Consider the following 15,335-nt stretch of genomic DNA (forward strand, 5'->3'; position numbering starts at 1 on the left):
GGTACGTTGGATAGCTTAGACTCGTGATACTTGATGATCGAGATTCCTGATTCGCTTCGCTCTGTATTCAGTGCTCAACTCGAAGAACGTGATGGGTCATATGTCGTCGATATTCCGGCGAGTGAAATCGAACATGACACGCTCGCTGCCAACGAAACGTACCGCGTCGCGATCTTGGCGTCAGAACTCTCGACAGACCAGAAGACTCACCAAGAGCAACAGCAATCGACTACACAAGATACGGCTCCGACGTCGGACGGTCCTCCGGTAAATGAAGGTGAGGTCCGCGACGTGACGATCGAAACGACTGGTGATCAGGGCGACGGCATCGCGAAGGTTGAACGCGGCTACGTCGTGATCGTCCCCGGCGGACAACCAGGTGATGAGCCGACGGTCGAGATCGAACAAGTACAAGACAACGTCGCGTTCGCCAGCATCGCCGAACGCAACTCACGAGCGCTATAACGTCGTTGTACTGGCGACTTCTGTTGGTCGACGTCGTTGTGATCCTGACCGTCTCGATCCACTCCTACTCACTTCCGGGTTTCCCGACGTACTCCGATTTCATCGTCCCATTCTCACGATAGTAACGATAGAGATACGGGCCATGCATATCTGCGGGATCCCCGCTAGCGCACTTACAATTATCGTCGCCACAGGTCACCTTCTCTTTGACGACGGTTCCGGTGCCCTCACTATCCGGCTCGTCGACGGGCTCGGCGGTCTCGGGGAGTTCATCGGTGTCGACAGACTGTTCGCGGTACTCGGTGAGCGCTTCCACGTAGGCCTGTACCTCGTGGAGCGTCTCCGTATCCTGTTTGGGGAGTCCCTCTGCGAGATACTTCGGGAGCGAGGCGGGTGGTGACGGCTGCTTCATACCTTATGTAACAATTGGAGTCACTTTAACGCTCGTCTGATACATAAGGTATTGAGATCGCTCCACCAACTGTGAGCGCTTCAGTGATTACTTGAGATCGTAGGCCGCAATCTCGTAAGAGCCACACTGTGGACATTCATCGACGTCCTTCTCGACGCTGTATCCACAGTAGCGACACTCGTGGTGCGTTGTCGATGGCGGCTCAAGCCTGACGATCTGCTTGATGAATTGTTTACTGAGCATTAGTAGGGTCGACGATTTCGCCACAGCCGGGACATTCGGCCCACACGCCTGGGTCACCGCTAGCTGTTTCATAGTGGATGATCGCGTGTCGATCCGTGACTGTCTTGCCGCAGAACGAGCAGGTGCCACGGACTGTCTCTGGGTTGTCTGGAGTCATCCTCACGATCTCGGGAGCTATGTTTAGGGGAGAGGGAGCGTGTGACACTGTTTTAGACCTGACTCGGTTGTTAAAACCGACTCAGCTGTGCTCCCTCTCCTCAAAGTTAGAGACTCTGTAACTTATACTTCGGGCGAGCGGGGCGAAAGTACTGTTCCGGGACAGCAGTGTGACCGCTGATCGTGGGTAGCTATCACGCAGTCACGATAACTATTGATCATAGTGGACGTCCAGCTGTCCTCAGGATCGACACGTTGTTCCGCAGCTCGTGGCACGCTCTCTCCAATCTGACCCCCTTCACCGACGCGGTGGCTGTAGATTCTTCATTTTGAAATCCGACTGAGCGACAAACTGTCCGGCTAGTTCAGCTAACTTCCGGGTTCGCTGGATGTCGGCCAGATTGTGCTTACAGAGTGGAAGCCAGTCACCTGCCTGGAACGCGTCAACGGCTTCAGCGCTATCGTCGAACGGGTCGCACGTCTCCTCACCGACGAGGACATCATACACCCCAACGAGATCAGTTTGATCTTGTGTATTGAACCGGTCAACCACCTGTATCATATCGGCGTACGCGATGTCACCAAAGGGCCACCGCAGTCCATGTTGGAGAAATCGTGTCCGACAGAAGGGGAGATCGAACCCACCGTTCCATGTCTCACCGTTGAATGCGGTCACGTAGTGGGTGTCACCATCAAGTTGGTTCGTGACAAACGACGCGACCAGCTCAAGCAGTTCGCCCTCGTCAGCAACGACGTCGAGCTGGACCGTCCCAGTTGACTCCTCATCAAGCGCCCTCACCAGCGTGTTGCGATCTACCTCGCTGTGGCCGCCAGTATTGAGAATAAGCGATTCACCGAGACCGTGTGCGAACCCAGCAACGGTGATGACCGCGTCCGCATCGAATCCAGAAGTCTCGATGTCAAACGCAACTGGAGCGAGTCGTGAGTCACTCATCTGTGAGGTCGATAATATCTTCAGATTTGAATTCATCTATCGAAACGCCCAATCGCTTCAGAAGGAGATGCCACGATATTTGACGGCATCGTTGCTCACCCATCGTCACATGGTCTTCCAGAGACCACCTATCGAGAACGTCGTCAATCTTCTCAACAGGTACAATCAGTTTTCCCACTTCCTTTTCGATCCCATCTATAACGGCATACACGACAAAAAAGTAAATCGCTGTTCGTGAATCGTAAACTGAGTTTTCAGCTTGGAGTCGGTTATGATGAGGCCACCAGATCCGGAACTGACCGTATCGACCCAATTCTTTGTTGCTACTCTGATACCGGTTGACGCAGGACTTGACCTCTACATAGTAGGGTACCTCACCGCGAATGTAGGCGTCAACGTGAGGTTGTACTGACCACCGATTAATCAATCCCAATTCACTAAATATGGCGTTAGCGAGGCGTTCCGCGTTGTATCCCCGGCCAGAAGCAGTTTCTCGTCCCCGTCCTTCACATGTGTTGGCGTCTATTCCTTCGCGAACATCTTCCAACTTCATCTCAGGATTGACGATGTCGGGATTACCAGAGGAGTTTGCTGTCATAGAATCCTCATCGTTACCACGCCAGAGGCAAGCCTCGTGGGAAGTTGTTCATCAGATAGCTTCGCGGCTTCTGAACCCATTTGTTGAATGAGTCCATTCCGAGCCACTCGAAGCAGCGAACGATATTGTGACACCATGGCTCACAAGTTGGATACGTAGAGCAAATATAAAAATCTCACTAATGAGTGAGGTTAAAATCATCAAATAGTTATCGCATCTGATATATCGGTCGGAAGGATGGTGGGGAATAGAGGAGAATCTGAGTGAGAGAGCCAGCGCCGTGGATGCAGATGCCGATTGACGATCGGATTCTCGAGGCGCTAGACACATCTGGGCTGGTCCTGTCACCATCTGTAATCGCATTCAACATCGACAAGTCGAGAAGTGAAGTGAACCGCCGACTCTCAGAACTTGTCGATCATGGCTTCGTCGAACGCGTCAAGCGAGGATACTACGAAATCACTAACGCGGGCAAACAGTATTTGGCTGGAGATATCGATCCTAACGACATCTGAGCGGACTACCCATCAATGCTGGTTCCTATTAACAAGCCCTGATGAGTTATATTTGATAATGAGCGACGCAGGGACAGACATTATAATAAAAGGCGAGATACACAGTTCCAACGCCGATCTCGAGGAGGAACGCGAGATCCTCGTTGAAGGGGTGGATCACCTCATTCTTGAAGGCCAAGCCGAGGAAGCCGAATACAGCCTCACACAGCAGTGGTACGGCTGGATAATGCTCATTTTTCAATATTTATTCGCTCGTCAAATCTACGCTGATCACACCATCCTCGAAGACCTTGCTGATGCGCAAGGCGCCGATACCGAGTACACCAGAAAAACCGATCTCGACGTCCTTCACAACTCACACGTACTCGTACAGATGTTCGCAGTCAGCCTCTTTTTTGTCCTTCTCACCTACTCGCTCTACATCGGGATGGATGGCAGAGTCTTGGCGGGCGCCGGTTGGCTGTTCGTCAGTTCGCTCCTGCCGCTCCTCGTCCTCCGCATTCACGAGTCTCGAAGGTCAGAGGGCGGTCGAGATGAGGTAATCGCCGAACAGATCACCGAAGCAGCTCGGGAAGGAGGTCGAGTCGTTGCCGTAGTTGGTAACGAACACGCCAAGAATATCCCTGACTACCTCCCCGATGACTTACCCGAACCCGATGTGAGGCCTCCCCAGTACCCGTTCTTATCGATTTCGTCGTTAAAGAAACTCCTCTATCCCGGATTCGTGTTTTTCAGTGTTCTCTATGTCTTTTACACAATTCTCCTGAATTACGTCCAAATCCTACACATTCTGTTCACCTGACCCTCAACCGAGTCATCCGAGAGAGATCACCACCCGCACCACGAATCCTGATGGTTTGCAACGCACGACAGAACTAACAGAGTTGCGTCTTGGAGTAGCCTCACAACGTACTATTTGTGCGATTGCTCGTGGACTCTGGTAATGTGATTACTGCGTCCTCTTAATGTGTCGAATATTCTATCACACCCTTCCTCCGGGCATGGAATCCCTCCTTCTATATCTTTCTCTGGGTTAATTTTATACAACTTCTCATGAGGGCCGCGACCGTCAGTTTCTCTCACTCCGCACTGAATAACGAAGCTCTCATCCTGAAGATGATTTACTCGGCTTCTCTCAGCTCCGACGGCGTTCCCAAATTCATTTGCTAGATCCGAGCTGGTAACCGGGCCATCTTCAGCAATCACTCGGAGCCTGTCGATTGAGTGGACTTGGAAATCATAGTCCGTCGATGAGTCCTCTAAAATATGCCTCGTTGGGTGTCGTACTCGTCCAATATTATCATAAGACGTGTATTCAGCAATTTTCTTTTTTTCTACCCCAGACTCAGCTAGAATGCGTACGAATGTCCGTTGGAGTGTGGGGTAAGCAATCTCATCAGTTAAGGAGGAACTCTCAACAACGGACTGGATCATTGAGGCAACGTTATTCCGATTGTAGGGGATTCCGGGACGTTCGAGAAGTTTAAACCACCGACGTAGTGCGATCTCTGCGCGATCAGAACGGACTGGAATAACCCGCTCTCTAGCTAATGATGAGCCGGCAGCTTTGTCGGAGGTTGAATATCCTTTAACCTCGAATCCATTAGTCTTGCCGTGATTCAAACACCACTGGCAGGGCTTGGAATCTTGAGTGTATTCTGGTGGTCGAGGATCCCACCTCAGATTACAGCAGGTATCTGTTGGAGGGACGTGAATCTCTACTGGCTGGTCGTCGAATATGGATGAATCACGCCAGTATATCCAGTCCGGGCGGAGATGTAGAAATTCAACCATACTCAGTCCGGTGTATGGCGGCACCTCGAATATGATGCGAGCAGTTGGTGATTTATGTCTCTCAGCTAGCTCAATGAGTTCATCTAGTTCGGTGCTTGTGAGGGCCAGTTGAGGTGCCATTAGAACTCTTCATTTGCTTTCCACTCACTATCTTGTACACTATCACGGTGCCGGAGATTCCACGCAGCTGAATAGTAGAGAGCCATCTCATAACTCCCGTGTCTCAGTTGTCGCATTCTCACAGTAGGTTCGAATCCTGCTGCTGCGAGCCGGCAACCAAATGTATGTCGGAGTGCGTGGGCATGAATGGGCCGATTGATGCCATCAAGATCGTCGTTATCCTCTGATAATGCGTTTGCACGGTCTCGTATTCTTTTAACATCACGTAGGACAGTCGAGGACGTCACAGGCCACTGCTGATCGGGTTGTAAGAAACCTTCCCACTCTTTGATGGTCTCTAAAGCTGATTCTTTTGGGATACGCCATACCCTGTACTGGTATGATTTCTTCGATTTTGGGTGCCACGGTGTTTTTTCGTGAAACTCGTCGTCCACCCAATCTTTGTCGCTGTAACTTCTGTCTGAACACTGACTACAAGGTTCACTCGTGTTATGGAGGTCGGCACCAGTTGAGTTACCTTGACCTGCATCCGGGTTTCCATTTGTGCAGCGGGCACCTTTCGGAACATCGACGCACCAGTCTGCTTCTCTTGTTTTGGGATGCTTCTCACGAATCAACCACGATGGTCGACTGTGGGCTAATTCACTTGACCTAAGACCATAATCAAGCAGAATTCGTCCAGTATGCTTTGTTGAATCCGATGATGGCGTTGGGGTCACTGCTTGAGAGCCTGTTCGAGGTTGTAGACTGTGGCGGTCAACATGAGTTCGCGGAACTCGCGGTACCAAGCGCGAGGGTGGACAGCGGGGCCGAACCGACGCTTGATGGCCGAAAAGGCAGTCTCGGCCATCCACCGCTGACCGTATAATTCGCTGTCCAACCGTGCGTTGTGTGCGTGATCGTACGCAGCGAACAGCCGGTGGCGCAGCAAGGGCCGGACGCCCTCTGAACGGAGGGCGTCCCGGAGCGATTGATCGTCATAGCCTTTGTCGCCGGCGAGACTCTCGATTTTCTCGGTGTTACGAAGGGCAACTCGACGGCCAGTTTGCGTGTCGTGAGGCCAGTGTGCCGAGCAGTGAATATCGAGGATGGCACACGAGTCGGTATCGACGAGTGCCGTCGTTTTGAGCGTGCGTATGTGGCGATCCGAGCGGTGTTGGTAGTGTCTCGATGCCGTTTCGCGGTCGAAGAACGTTGCATCGATGGCACCGTGCGAGCCCGGATCGCAGATATTCGCGGACTCCCGAAGGAAGCCGCGCCACACCGACATGGGCACCCTCTCAAACGACCGGTACAGCGTTGAGGGTGCGGGAAATGCCGTTCGAGTGAGCTGTAACAGACCGCGAACACGATCCATCTCGCTCGCCCAATCAACGATCTCGCGGTACGTCGCATCCATGTGAACCCGCAAAAAGTGGAGCGTGACATGCTTCCAACCGGGAAATCCGTTGCCAGTCGGATCACTCACCGCCGTTGGACTGGCGGCACAGCGCTTTTGAGCCAGCGACGCGGCTTGCTTAACGAAGCGGAAGAGTAGCTTGGACACATTCGACTCTTCCGCTTCGCTACTGCCTTCAGAGCGACGCTATCCCGCCGCCTTCTGCGGATTCAACAGAGCAGAGTGGTCACAATAGTGGCATTTATCCCCTCTTCGACATGCTGATATCAAGTTCTCACAGCTGAGGGGTGACGATTTTACTGGTTGATGCCTGTGCAATCAGTCCTATTCCCAAGAGATCCCGCGAGGGGTGGTTGGGGGCATGAGTGGACTCGACGGGAGGTCAGCGCTCGGCTCTGGGTCGTTGTAGGCCTTCGGAGCCACGTCGTTCGGTGCGTTCGGATAGAACAGCGACGCAATCGCATGGATGTGCTCACGGCCGACATCTAGCTCGAACTGGCCACCGCCGAACATCTGTATACCGTGTTCGCGGCAGTAATCAATCGTGTCGAAAAGCGACTGAACCGACCCGAATCGTGACGGCTTGATGTTGAGCCATTCTGGTTCCCACGGGAGATTCTCGACCGTCTCAACGCCCCGAATCGGGTAGTCCCATGTTACGCGCGCCTCCGCTCCCTCGAACAGCGGTCGCGTCTCTTCGTTCAGTTCCGGGTCTTCGATAAGTGCGCCGGGAAATCCTTCGACAATCCGTTCGTACAGTTCCGGATCAGCTGGTTGGTCAACGGTCGTCCCGTGGTACTGGCCCTTGAGATCTAGCGTCTGGACTGCATCAGTCGCTGCAAGCCGTTCGACGACCTCAGCGGTCCACTCGGAGGTCGGATCAAGTTTGAACTCCAACTCGGGGTCTCGGTCAAGCCAATCCATGATTCGGTCACCAGTTGGCGGGTCCTCCAAGCGTGTGCTCACGACGAATCGAACCGGCTCGTACGTACGGTTCAACTGCTCGGCGAGGTTCGCGTCTGCTTGTCTGAGCGCAAGGTCCAATGCAGCGCTCTCGAATGCCCACTGCCGATAGTTGTGGAAAATCGACTGTCCCGGGTCGTCACCGAGGAAGAAATCGATCTCAGAGAGTTGGCTTGAGAACTCATCGAGGGAGTATTCTCCTGTGACAGGGAAGTCTACGTCGGCGTCGTGAAGCGTATCGTGGGCCTCGTTATCGTATGTGACATCCTCGCCACGACCGGTCTCACCGTCTCCGTGTAACGAGACGACAGTCGTTGCCCGGGTGAAACCACTGGACGTGGCTCGCTCGTGCTGTTCAAGGCTATAGTCCTCAATCTGGAATTCAAGGTCTGCGACGTGGTCATACAGCATTCTGTGTTTTCGTACGAGAGGGGTCGAGTAAAAAGTCGGGCAGACGTCGGTCGAACCAGATAACACTCGTATCACTGCTGGGAGCTATTCGCTCACGGGACCTTGATGTAGCGGTAGCCCTCGTCTTGCAACTCGGTCAGCACGCCGACCGATGTCGGGGCTGTCTCAGCCGCGTCATGAATATCGCCGACTGTCAATCCAGCAGCCTGCATCGATTTTTCGCATGCGATGAACTGAACATCGCCTTTAGACAATTCGGTGATATCCTCGGCGTACGCTGAGTCCGCTCGAACGAGGTCGATACCAGATGCGTTGGCGACGACTGCGACGGCCTCGATTTCCACCGATTCGTCGCTGAAGATACCGCCGGCATATCTGATCGCAGCATCCAAAACCTCGTCGTCGCCATCCGAAACGTGAAAGACTGTCTTCATACCGCAGGCATCCACCGGGGATTGGTAAGTGTTTTCGACACCAGCGGGTGGACGGCGCGAATTACCAGAACAGCCACACTGGAGTGAGGGTAGCTCGGTGAAGGATATAATTAGTCAAAAAGGGCTTGTCTTTCGGCAACACACTGATTTTCCATCGCCTGGTACTGGATGTATGCCCATCGAAGACCCCGACGGACTTCGTCGGATTCTCGGATACAACCGCGTTGCCGTAGTCGGGGCGTCGACATCGTACGAAAAAGCAGCACACATCGTGCCAGCGTATCTCAAACGTCATGGGTACGAACTCCGACCCGTCAACCCAACCGCCGCTGAAATATTTGGCATCCAAGCGTATGATTCGCTGACCGACGTCAGGGAACCAATTGATATCGTCGAGGTCTTTCGGCCGAGCGATGAGGTTCCGGGAATCGTAGAGGCTGCACTCACTCGTGACGACGTGAAGGCGATCTGGATGCAACCCGGGATTCGGAACGACGACGCGGCCCGAAAAGCCGAAGCGAACGGAGTTGAAGTCGTCCAAGACCGGTGTATGAAAGTCGAACACGGACAGTTGATTCGTCACCCTATGGACTGATTCGCAGAGTGACCGACTTGCGCTTTGTATTCAGGATGGCTCCGAGAACATGTCACCAAAGGATTTCAACGGAGCCGGAGCAGTATAACTCGTCGGCGGGACACAATCGATGTAGCGGCTAAGCTAATCGGAAAGTTGTGAACGAGGGTACTGATGATCGACCTCTGCCTCATCCAAGTTCTTCCAACGCTTCCGTCACTCGCTCGTCTTCCGCCGTGGCATCCAGATACCACTGCTTCCGTTCTTCGTCTTGGTCGATTCGTGAAAGGGTCTGTCGGGTTGTATTCAACGGCTTTGCAGCTTGTCGATAGGACACCCCGTTCTCGATCTCTTCGAGTGACGCACGGATGTCGAGATACCCGTCTTCACTCGGCTCCGGATTGAGTAGTGGCTGGAGGTATCCCTGGTCGTTGCGCTGGAAACCAACGGGCACTTCCCCTAACCACTTACCCTCGTTCCGTGCTCGTTGTATACCGGCGTGGACACGCTTTATCAGCCGACGTCGCTGATCTTCAGCAACGGCTGCGGAAATGTCTGCAATGAGTTTCCCTGTTCCATCTGGACGCACCTCATCGACCCAGCCATCAGTGATGGCGATGATCGTGTCTGATGCTTCCGCGACCTCGAAGAACTCCTGGTGCGTCGAACCCAAGCGGGCTAATCTCGAAATCTCCCAGATGACGACGTAGTCGTAGCGACCGGCGCGCATTGCGTCGATCAGCTCTTCGAACTGTTCGCGCCCTGGGTCACCCCCCGACTGAGCGAGGTCTACGTACCGGTCGATCTCTGCTGGATCGAGGTCCCGCTGGTCAGCCCATTCGTCGATGTCGTCGTACTGGTGTTCGACAGTCTGCTTCTCCGTGCTACTTCGCACGTAGCACGCGACTTCCGGGTCAGTTCGCATACAGGGATGTTCGTCACGAAATCAGTTATAAAGTTGGAAAGTCGTGTACACCCTGTACACGGCCAAGTGTCCGTGTACACCTTCGCATATGGTTAGAAAATTAGGCCCTGTTGAACACTCAGAACTGACAGGAATCACCTACTGAATACGGAGAGCTACTCAGCGCGCCGACGTTAACCCGTACACGGATTACTTTAGGCTACAACTCACCGTTTCCATTCATCTTCCCAGCCACCAAGATGTATTGGAGCCAGAACTTCATCATCATTGAGATTCATTTTCTTCGCCCGTTCCTCCTGCTGGATCGCTAAAGACAGGTAGATGAGAGCAGATCTAGCCTTCCGCAGACTCTTTAGAGATAACTCCTCGAATTCGCTCCGATATATGGACATAGACAAGTCGTCCCGAAGCCTTGATTCGTCATCAGGACCGGTCCACATTGGTTCGTGGAGCTTTAAGTAACCGTGCTCAAGCTCGTTCCGAGTATCTCTCAGTTCCTTTGCTCCAGGATCCATTGAGTCTTCTACGTACATCTCACTGAAGAATTGGAGGTCCTTGCTCAACCAGAACAACCCTCGAAGCGGCCAGTTCTCACGGCCATCAAATGCCGGTGCTAACTTGTTCCGTCCCTGCGACTTGTACCAGACGTTTCCGAAGTTGAGTTTGTGCGAGGGAATGTGAGAGAGGTCGAAATAGTACTGGATGAAGGATGCGATTTTATCGAAGAGCGACTAGGCCATCCGCATGGCGATCTGAACTTTCTCTGCGTTGAATGAATACACAGGGTAGTCGAGCGTGTTCTCTAAGCGGACGTCTTTATCTGAGAAGTGGGGTTCGTCGTTCTGGAGGCCTTCATAGAGGAGGTATCGTGCCGATACATACTCCTGTTTCATTTGATTGTAGAATCCGACGGAGGAGACTATTTTGCTGCTCTCTTCACCGGAAACTGAGCCGAGATGCAGGATGTCCTGTGCAGCGATTGAGTTCGACCCGATGTCATTGAGCGGGTTCAAGAACAGGTTTTGCTCTAAGCACCATTGACGGTACTTCTTTTCCTCATCAGAATCGCCCAATGAGTACTCATCAAACTCTATTTCATCGTCAAGGATTCCGGGTCTGAACTGGTCGGCGATATGCTGCTGAACGCCCTCAAAATACTCCTTCATCGGAGGGAAGAGGTCGTCAGCTGCTACTGCATCGTCTAGTTGCTCATATGCGGCGCGGAGAAAGATGACTGAATGCCCTCTGTCGTAGTGTGCTCGGGCGCACCGTCGCGGACCTCCAAGACTAACGCGGGTATTCTTCACCTGTTAAGGGAGAAGACGAATTCTTTTCCAAGATACGGATTCGTGCCCTTGAGAGGGGGCAGCTACACGTTTCTTGACGAGGGTTTCTCGGGCTACGATTCGTCTCCTATCGAACTGATGTAGTCTTCGAGCGTGTCATAGACTGAGTTGAACTCGGGAAGATCCGCAACCAGGTCGGGGAGCGTATTCTGCCAGCCGTCACGGATTTTATCCCGTTTCTCTCTGGGAAGTCCATCTCGGAGATCGATGTCCAGACCGTCGTGTTCACACTTTCGCGTGAATGCCGGAAGGATAACCGAGTCATCAACGTCAGTCTCGGTACTCATCCGATAGAGATCGTAGTAATCCCGAGCCTGTGATCGCTGATAGAGCGCTCGCAACTTCTCTGCGAAAATTTCCTCTAAGCTGTACGCGGTCAACTCGAATTCCGGGACATCCTCGTAGCTGTGACGATGGCTTACCGAGGGGAACGCAACGTATTCATCGATCATAACGTCCAGACTCGTTGTGTTCTTGTGACCGAGCACAGCGTTGTACTGGATATCGATATCGACGTAGTGTGTCGGATACGCTTCTTTCTGTAACTCGCGGTGTTTGGTCACCTCGAAGTCCATACCGGAGGCTCTGGTAGCGTCTTCCAACACGTCTCGCAACTCCGCTTCGCTCCCCCGGTAATCTCCCTCGACACCGAAATCAAGATCCTCCGAATAGCGCCACGTCTCCGGGAAGTACAACTTACTGAGCGCAGTTCCGCCCTTGAACAGCAGGTTATCGCCGTATTGGCTCGTGTAGATCGCCCAGAGGATCCACGAATTAACGTAGTTCTTCTCCGCGTAGCCGAGGCGAACATCCAGATCTCTGGCCAGCCGTCGGAGTTGCGCTTCGGAAATCATTATGAGAAGTCCTCCGGCTGGAACGATTCGGGGCTGACATTCAGGCGGAGTTGGTACGTGCTGTCGCGGGTGCCCTTCGCTTCCTTCGTCGGATCAAGCAACGGGTACCCAGTCGTGAAGTCCTCAACGATCTCGTCGTACTCCGGAAGCTCGATGTCCAACTGGTCGGCGAGGTAGACGATTCGTTTCGTCGCAGCACCGTTCCTGACTCGCCGCAGATACTCGACGACCCGCTTCCAGGAACATTGCACTTCTGCCGCGTTCTGCATTGCCTTTGCAAGCTCGTCGATGCCTCCACAGAACTCTGGATGGTCAGCGCAATCGACCAGCGTTTTCTCGATACTCGAAATATTCACTTGGTTAGACCCGACCGCAGTCGGTTGATAGCCGAAGAATTTCTGCTCAGTAACTGTCACCGGTCGATAAGTAACCCCGTGGATCTCGCGTTCTTGGGCGCGTTCTGTCGTCACGATGTACACAGTACGGGACAGCTGCTCTGTAAGCCCGTGATGGTTCATCGCACACCAGTACCCGATGTACATCGGCTCGACGAGTGCGGACGCGATCACAAACTCGTGTTCGGTATAGACCGCGTTCTCGCCCGCAGCGAGCGGCAGGATGAGATACTTCCCGTACGCGATCCGCTCAAGCCAGCCCTTCTCCTTGAGCGTATACGCCATATCCTTGGCTGACTTCCGAGGGATGTCTAGGACATCCGCGATATCACCGATGGTGATGATCTGCTGGCCCTCGCTTGCGAGCCGTGAGAGTGCCTGCGATTCACGTGTCGACAGACTCTTTCGTTGAGTCTCTTCTTCGTTTGTTGACCCCATAGCCGCTCAGCGTACATAGAATCTAAACCCAGTCAGGAATAAAGGTATCTGTTAAGATTAAGTTTGATGAAAGTCGTTTCAGGAGACGCTCAGAGTACATAGAATCTAAACGCCTCGGCGAAACACTCTCTTTGCTACACTTCAGATTCGATGATAAGATGCCGAATAGCGGTCATGGATTAGAACGGGGGGTCGGGATAATAGTCGAAACAGCCGTTGTCGCTATCATCATCGGCGAGGTCGTCCCGCTCTTGGTTGAGCAAGGTCTCCTTCCTCGTGGGCTATTCTGGTGGGTGATTCCTGTCTCAATCGTGAGCGTCGTGATGACTATCGACGCCTCCAGATACTGGTCGTGGGGGTACCTCGGCGGTGTCGTCATTGGTATTTTCATCGCTCTCCCAATTTTTCTCGAAGCAGGATTACTGAGTGCGCTTGATTTGGTGATTTACAGCGCTCTCGCACTCGGAACGATTGCTCTCAGAGTGAAGATACACAGCTCAGGGTTCTGATTCTGTGATAAAGCAGATACTCTTAGTAGCCCGTCCAATACTTACATAAAACCAGACTGACTGTCTCCACCTGATGGAAAAGAACGATATTCAACTTGTCCTCCTTACACTCTCTACTCTGGGGACTTTCGCTATCGTCTACCTCGATCTCCCTAACGAGGCAATCTCTCTCCCATCAATACCACCGCTTGCCCAACAAATTGTCGGCGGTGTTATTGCTTCAGTCATCGCTGGTCTGATACTCTGGGGTCTATTCACCCTATACAATAACTCTACTACCAGCGGTTCTGGCGGGTTGCTCAAAGACGCAACAGTCGATGTTTCTCTCCGAGATTCAGACGCAATCAAGGGTTGTAGAGAGAGAGGGTGTAGCGCGGCAAGGAACAGCCCACCTAAACAGAGGCGATATCACTAATATCGAAGTCCCGTTTGACCCAATCTGCCCAAACTGCCAAACAGGTTATATCGATACGACAGACGACCCATCTCCCAAAGACCAGCGGAAGAATCCAATCTATAGTCCTAAAGCGCAGTCAACGCCTGTATTCTCGTGTCCGAACGATAACTGCGGACATACAGTCGAACGAGATGCTGAACAACACAAAGCGGCTCAGCAGCTCTTCGAGCGACATGCGAGACGAATTACGGAAAGTCAAGACGAAGACTACTCACTCCGAAGTCTCATCCTGAGCAACAACGGGCCTGTCACGCCGAAGAGAATCTGGGAGGAGTATTCCGAGGTCGTAGATGATGAACAGATCAGTACAAACTGCTTTCACTAACGATGGTAGATATAGTTAGTAGCATCTTCGGAATCGATATCCTCAGCCTTCTATTTGGAGTAGCAATCGGGCTTGTACCCACTATCGGTTTCCTCATCGTTCGGGGAACACTCTTCGAATATCAGGAGTGGCGGAAGCAGAAGCAAGAAGAGAAAGAGTGGTACAGCGATGTGTGGCGAACAGCTAACGGAATTCAACGGTCGTGGCACTACTCGGGTGTTCGCCCTGAAGACGAAGACCGTGAAAGAACCGCCGACCAAATGGATGAACTCACGGACGAGTTGAACCAGTACAAACGACACGAGAACGCCACCGACGAGATGGTCGAAGTCATGAACAGCATCATTGAGCGGTGGGATGGAAGCCGAGATATAATCCTTAGTCCTCACTCGACTCAGCCATATCATATGCGAGGAGGTTTCATCTCTGATGACGCTGAAGAGCTGAAAGAGCAGGTCAACTGGGAACGCAATGGAAGAATCCGAAAGTTCGTGTACAGCCTTCCTTCAAGGATTCGGCGAAGTCTCGAACGACTTCAACTGTGGTGGTATGAACGCCAAGACCGACCGTTACCTTACGAGATCCATCAAGCGATTCATCCCCATCTTACCGATGAACAACTCTCTGATTTCACTAACAGAGATGTGTTCCTTCGTGTCAACCGAGAATATGGGGCAGAAGCCGTGTACTATGATGAAGATGAGATCAACTACAACTTCTTCCAGATCGACTCTAATAATGATGGAGAACTCGTTGTCATAGACAAGTATCCAGGAGGGACGCTTCCAGACGGCAGATTACTTGAGCGTCTGGAATCCGCAGAATCAGTTGGCACTATCCCCTATGACGAGATCGTCCCCGATGGGCAGTCCTTAGATGAGTTTGAGTATGAAGATAGCACTTAGCGAACGGCCGCCCTTGAGACCATACCAGTAGACTCTGAGTGTGGAGTAGCGAACTCGTAGTGTAGTGGGATGTTCGGTGAGAGGTGTGTTCATCAACCCTCTCGTTCCCAACTGGTGTCGTGCTGACTAACACCTCGCTATA

Annotated in this window: 19 protein-coding genes and 1 pseudogene; 7 read left to right on the top strand and 13 right to left on the bottom strand. The window is 52.6% G+C overall.

Annotated features, from left to right (window positions below; genetic code table 11):
• Window positions 1-33: 33 nt before the first annotated feature.
• Window positions 34-465 (top strand): TRAM domain-containing protein, encoded by a 432-nt coding sequence (locus NAF06_RS09005; RefSeq protein ID WP_008584118.1) that lies wholly within the window; start codon window positions 34-36, stop codon window positions 463-465.
• Window positions 466-529: 64 nt separating this feature from the next.
• On the opposite strand, the gene NAF06_RS09010 is transcribed toward NAF06_RS09005, so the two are convergent.
• The 4 genes from NAF06_RS09010 to NAF06_RS09020 all read right to left on the bottom strand — a co-directional run bounded on the left by NAF06_RS09010 (window position 530) and on the right by NAF06_RS09020 (window position 2,829).
• On the bottom strand, window positions 530-877 hold the full coding sequence (locus NAF06_RS09010; protein ID WP_080507144.1) for a DUF6788 family protein: 348 nt from the start codon (window positions 875-877) through the stop codon (window positions 530-532).
• A gap of 232 nt (window positions 878-1,109) precedes the next feature.
• Entirely contained in the window at window positions 1,110-1,277 is a 168-nt protein-coding gene (locus NAF06_RS15595) for a DUF7837 family putative zinc-binding protein (protein WP_008584112.1), read from the bottom strand.
• A gap of 297 nt (window positions 1,278-1,574) precedes the next feature.
• Window positions 1,575-2,231, bottom strand: coding sequence for a hypothetical protein (locus NAF06_RS09015; protein WP_008584111.1), 657 nt, complete (start codon window positions 2,229-2,231; stop codon window positions 1,575-1,577).
• Window positions 2,224-2,829 carry a PD-(D/E)XK family putative nuclease gene (locus tag NAF06_RS09020; protein WP_080507143.1) on the bottom strand — a complete coding sequence of 202 codons (606 nt, stop codon included), beginning with the start codon at window positions 2,827-2,829 and terminating at the stop codon, window positions 2,224-2,226. Before NAF06_RS09020 ends, NAF06_RS09015 begins: the two co-directional genes overlap by 8 nt.
• A gap of 263 nt (window positions 2,830-3,092) precedes the next feature.
• Here NAF06_RS09020 and NAF06_RS09025 point away from each other — a divergent pair, with 263 nt between their 5' ends.
• Window positions 3,093-3,344 (top strand): winged helix-turn-helix domain-containing protein, encoded by a 252-nt coding sequence (locus NAF06_RS09025; protein ID WP_008584109.1) that lies wholly within the window; start codon window positions 3,093-3,095, stop codon window positions 3,342-3,344.
• Window positions 3,345-3,402: 58 nt separating this feature from the next.
• The gene (locus tag NAF06_RS09030; protein WP_008584107.1) at window positions 3,403-4,146 is read left to right on the top strand and encodes a hypothetical protein; all 744 of its coding nucleotides are present in this window, start codon (window positions 3,403-3,405) and stop codon (window positions 4,144-4,146) included.
• 110 nt (window positions 4,147-4,256) lie between these two features.
• Here the strand turns inward: NAF06_RS09030 and NAF06_RS09035 are convergent, their stop codons facing one another.
• The 5 genes from NAF06_RS09035 to NAF06_RS09050 form a co-directional block, all read right to left on the bottom strand.
• Window positions 4,257-5,258, bottom strand: coding sequence for a hypothetical protein (locus NAF06_RS09035; RefSeq protein ID WP_152418743.1), 1,002 nt, complete (start codon window positions 5,256-5,258; stop codon window positions 4,257-4,259).
• Window positions 5,258-5,977 (bottom strand): tyrosine-type recombinase/integrase, encoded by a 720-nt coding sequence (locus tag NAF06_RS15565; protein WP_008584105.1) that lies wholly within the window; start codon window positions 5,975-5,977, stop codon window positions 5,258-5,260. The genes NAF06_RS09035 and NAF06_RS15565 overlap by 1 nt, the downstream gene beginning before the upstream one ends.
• Window positions 5,974-6,804 (bottom strand): IS5 family transposase, encoded by an 831-nt coding sequence (locus NAF06_RS09040; RefSeq protein ID WP_251106152.1) that lies wholly within the window; start codon window positions 6,802-6,804, stop codon window positions 5,974-5,976. The genes NAF06_RS15565 and NAF06_RS09040 overlap by 4 nt, the downstream gene beginning before the upstream one ends.
• Window positions 6,805-6,981: 177 nt before the next feature.
• A complete protein-coding gene (locus NAF06_RS09045; RefSeq protein WP_008584100.1) occupies window positions 6,982-8,031 on the bottom strand; it encodes a hypothetical protein in 1,050 nt (349 codons plus the stop codon).
• Window positions 8,032-8,123: 92 nt separating this feature from the next.
• Entirely contained in the window at window positions 8,124-8,465 is a 342-nt protein-coding gene (locus NAF06_RS09050; protein ID WP_008584099.1) for a DsrE family protein, read from the bottom strand.
• A gap of 172 nt (window positions 8,466-8,637) precedes the next feature.
• Here NAF06_RS09050 and NAF06_RS09055 point away from each other — a divergent pair, with 172 nt between their 5' ends.
• Window positions 8,638-9,060 carry a CoA-binding protein gene (locus tag NAF06_RS09055; protein ID WP_008584096.1) on the top strand — a complete coding sequence of 141 codons (423 nt, stop codon included), beginning with the start codon at window positions 8,638-8,640 and terminating at the stop codon, window positions 9,058-9,060.
• Window positions 9,061-9,229: 169 nt separating this feature from the next.
• On the opposite strand, the gene NAF06_RS09060 is transcribed toward NAF06_RS09055, so the two are convergent.
• The 4 genes and pseudogenes from NAF06_RS09060 to NAF06_RS09075 all read right to left on the bottom strand — a co-directional run bounded on the left by NAF06_RS09060 (window position 9,230) and on the right by NAF06_RS09075 (window position 12,997).
• A complete protein-coding gene (locus tag NAF06_RS09060) occupies window positions 9,230-9,964 on the bottom strand; it encodes a recombinase family protein (RefSeq protein ID WP_008584094.1) in 735 nt (244 codons plus the stop codon).
• Window positions 9,965-10,170: 206 nt separating this feature from the next.
• Window positions 10,171-11,130, bottom strand: a pseudogene (locus tag NAF06_RS09065) (LA2681 family HEPN domain-containing protein).
• A gap of 233 nt (window positions 11,131-11,363) precedes the next feature.
• Window positions 11,364-12,164, bottom strand: a complete 801-nt coding sequence (locus tag NAF06_RS09070) for a nucleotidyl transferase AbiEii/AbiGii toxin family protein (RefSeq protein ID WP_008584090.1) — start codon at window positions 12,162-12,164, stop codon at window positions 11,364-11,366.
• Window positions 12,164-12,997 carry a type IV toxin-antitoxin system AbiEi family antitoxin domain-containing protein gene (locus NAF06_RS09075; RefSeq protein ID WP_008584088.1) on the bottom strand — a complete coding sequence of 278 codons (834 nt, stop codon included), beginning with the start codon at window positions 12,995-12,997 and terminating at the stop codon, window positions 12,164-12,166. The genes NAF06_RS09070 and NAF06_RS09075 overlap by 1 nt, the downstream gene beginning before the upstream one ends.
• 158 nt (window positions 12,998-13,155) lie before the next feature.
• Here NAF06_RS09075 and NAF06_RS09080 point away from each other — a divergent pair, with 158 nt between their 5' ends.
• The 3 genes from NAF06_RS09080 (at window position 13,156) to NAF06_RS09090 (ending at window position 15,193) form a co-directional block, all read left to right on the top strand.
• The gene (locus NAF06_RS09080) at window positions 13,156-13,506 is read left to right on the top strand and encodes a hypothetical protein (RefSeq protein WP_008584086.1); all 351 of its coding nucleotides are present in this window, start codon (window positions 13,156-13,158) and stop codon (window positions 13,504-13,506) included.
• 73 nt (window positions 13,507-13,579) lie between these two features.
• Window positions 13,580-13,921 carry a hypothetical protein gene (locus NAF06_RS09085; protein WP_152418741.1) on the top strand — a complete coding sequence of 114 codons (342 nt, stop codon included), beginning with the start codon at window positions 13,580-13,582 and terminating at the stop codon, window positions 13,919-13,921.
• A gap of 369 nt (window positions 13,922-14,290) precedes the next feature.
• The gene (locus tag NAF06_RS09090; protein WP_152418740.1) at window positions 14,291-15,193 is read left to right on the top strand and encodes a hypothetical protein; all 903 of its coding nucleotides are present in this window, start codon (window positions 14,291-14,293) and stop codon (window positions 15,191-15,193) included.
• Window positions 15,194-15,335 lie beyond the last annotated feature (142 nt).

The sequence above is a fragment of the Halorubrum hochsteinianum genome, from assembly GCF_023702125.1.
Lineage (GTDB): Archaea > Halobacteriota > Halobacteria > Halobacteriales > Haloferacaceae > Halorubrum > Halorubrum hochsteinianum.

What these genes read in the sequence shown, in the direction of transcription:
- NAF06_RS09050 (WP_008584099.1), bottom strand. Translation starts at nt 8,465, where the DNA reads ATGAAGACAGTCTTTCACGTTTCGGATGGCGACGACGAGGTTTTGGAT.
- NAF06_RS09090 (WP_152418740.1), top strand. Translation starts at nt 14,291, where the DNA reads ATGGTAGATATAGTTAGTAGCATCTTCGGAATCGATATCCTCAGCCTT.
- NAF06_RS09085 (WP_152418741.1), top strand. Translation starts at nt 13,580, where the DNA reads ATGGAAAAGAACGATATTCAACTTGTCCTCCTTACACTCTCTACTCTG.
- NAF06_RS09030 (WP_008584107.1), top strand. Translation starts at nt 3,403, where the DNA reads ATGAGCGACGCAGGGACAGACATTATAATAAAAGGCGAGATACACAGT.
- NAF06_RS09075 (WP_008584088.1), bottom strand. Translation starts at nt 12,997, where the DNA reads ATGGGGTCAACAAACGAAGAAGAGACTCAACGAAAGAGTCTGTCGACA.
- NAF06_RS09035 (WP_152418743.1), bottom strand. Translation starts at nt 5,258, where the DNA reads ATGGCACCTCAACTGGCCCTCACAAGCACCGAACTAGATGAACTCATT.
- NAF06_RS15595 (WP_008584112.1), bottom strand. Translation starts at nt 1,277, where the DNA reads ATGACTCCAGACAACCCAGAGACAGTCCGTGGCACCTGCTCGTTCTGC.
- NAF06_RS09005 (WP_008584118.1), top strand. Translation starts at nt 34, where the DNA reads ATGATCGAGATTCCTGATTCGCTTCGCTCTGTATTCAGTGCTCAACTC.
- NAF06_RS09020 (WP_080507143.1), bottom strand. Translation starts at nt 2,829, where the DNA reads ATGACAGCAAACTCCTCTGGTAATCCCGACATCGTCAATCCTGAGATG.
- NAF06_RS09045 (WP_008584100.1), bottom strand. Translation starts at nt 8,031, where the DNA reads ATGCTGTATGACCACGTCGCAGACCTTGAATTCCAGATTGAGGACTAT.
- NAF06_RS09060 (WP_008584094.1), bottom strand. Translation starts at nt 9,964, where the DNA reads ATGCGAACTGACCCGGAAGTCGCGTGCTACGTGCGAAGTAGCACGGAG.
- NAF06_RS09070 (WP_008584090.1), bottom strand. Translation starts at nt 12,164, where the DNA reads ATGATTTCCGAAGCGCAACTCCGACGGCTGGCCAGAGATCTGGATGTT.
- NAF06_RS09055 (WP_008584096.1), top strand. Translation starts at nt 8,638, where the DNA reads ATGCCCATCGAAGACCCCGACGGACTTCGTCGGATTCTCGGATACAAC.
- NAF06_RS09015 (WP_008584111.1), bottom strand. Translation starts at nt 2,231, where the DNA reads ATGAGTGACTCACGACTCGCTCCAGTTGCGTTTGACATCGAGACTTCT.
- NAF06_RS09080 (WP_008584086.1), top strand. Translation starts at nt 13,156, where the DNA reads ATGCCGAATAGCGGTCATGGATTAGAACGGGGGGTCGGGATAATAGTC.
- NAF06_RS09010 (WP_080507144.1), bottom strand. Translation starts at nt 877, where the DNA reads ATGAAGCAGCCGTCACCACCCGCCTCGCTCCCGAAGTATCTCGCAGAG.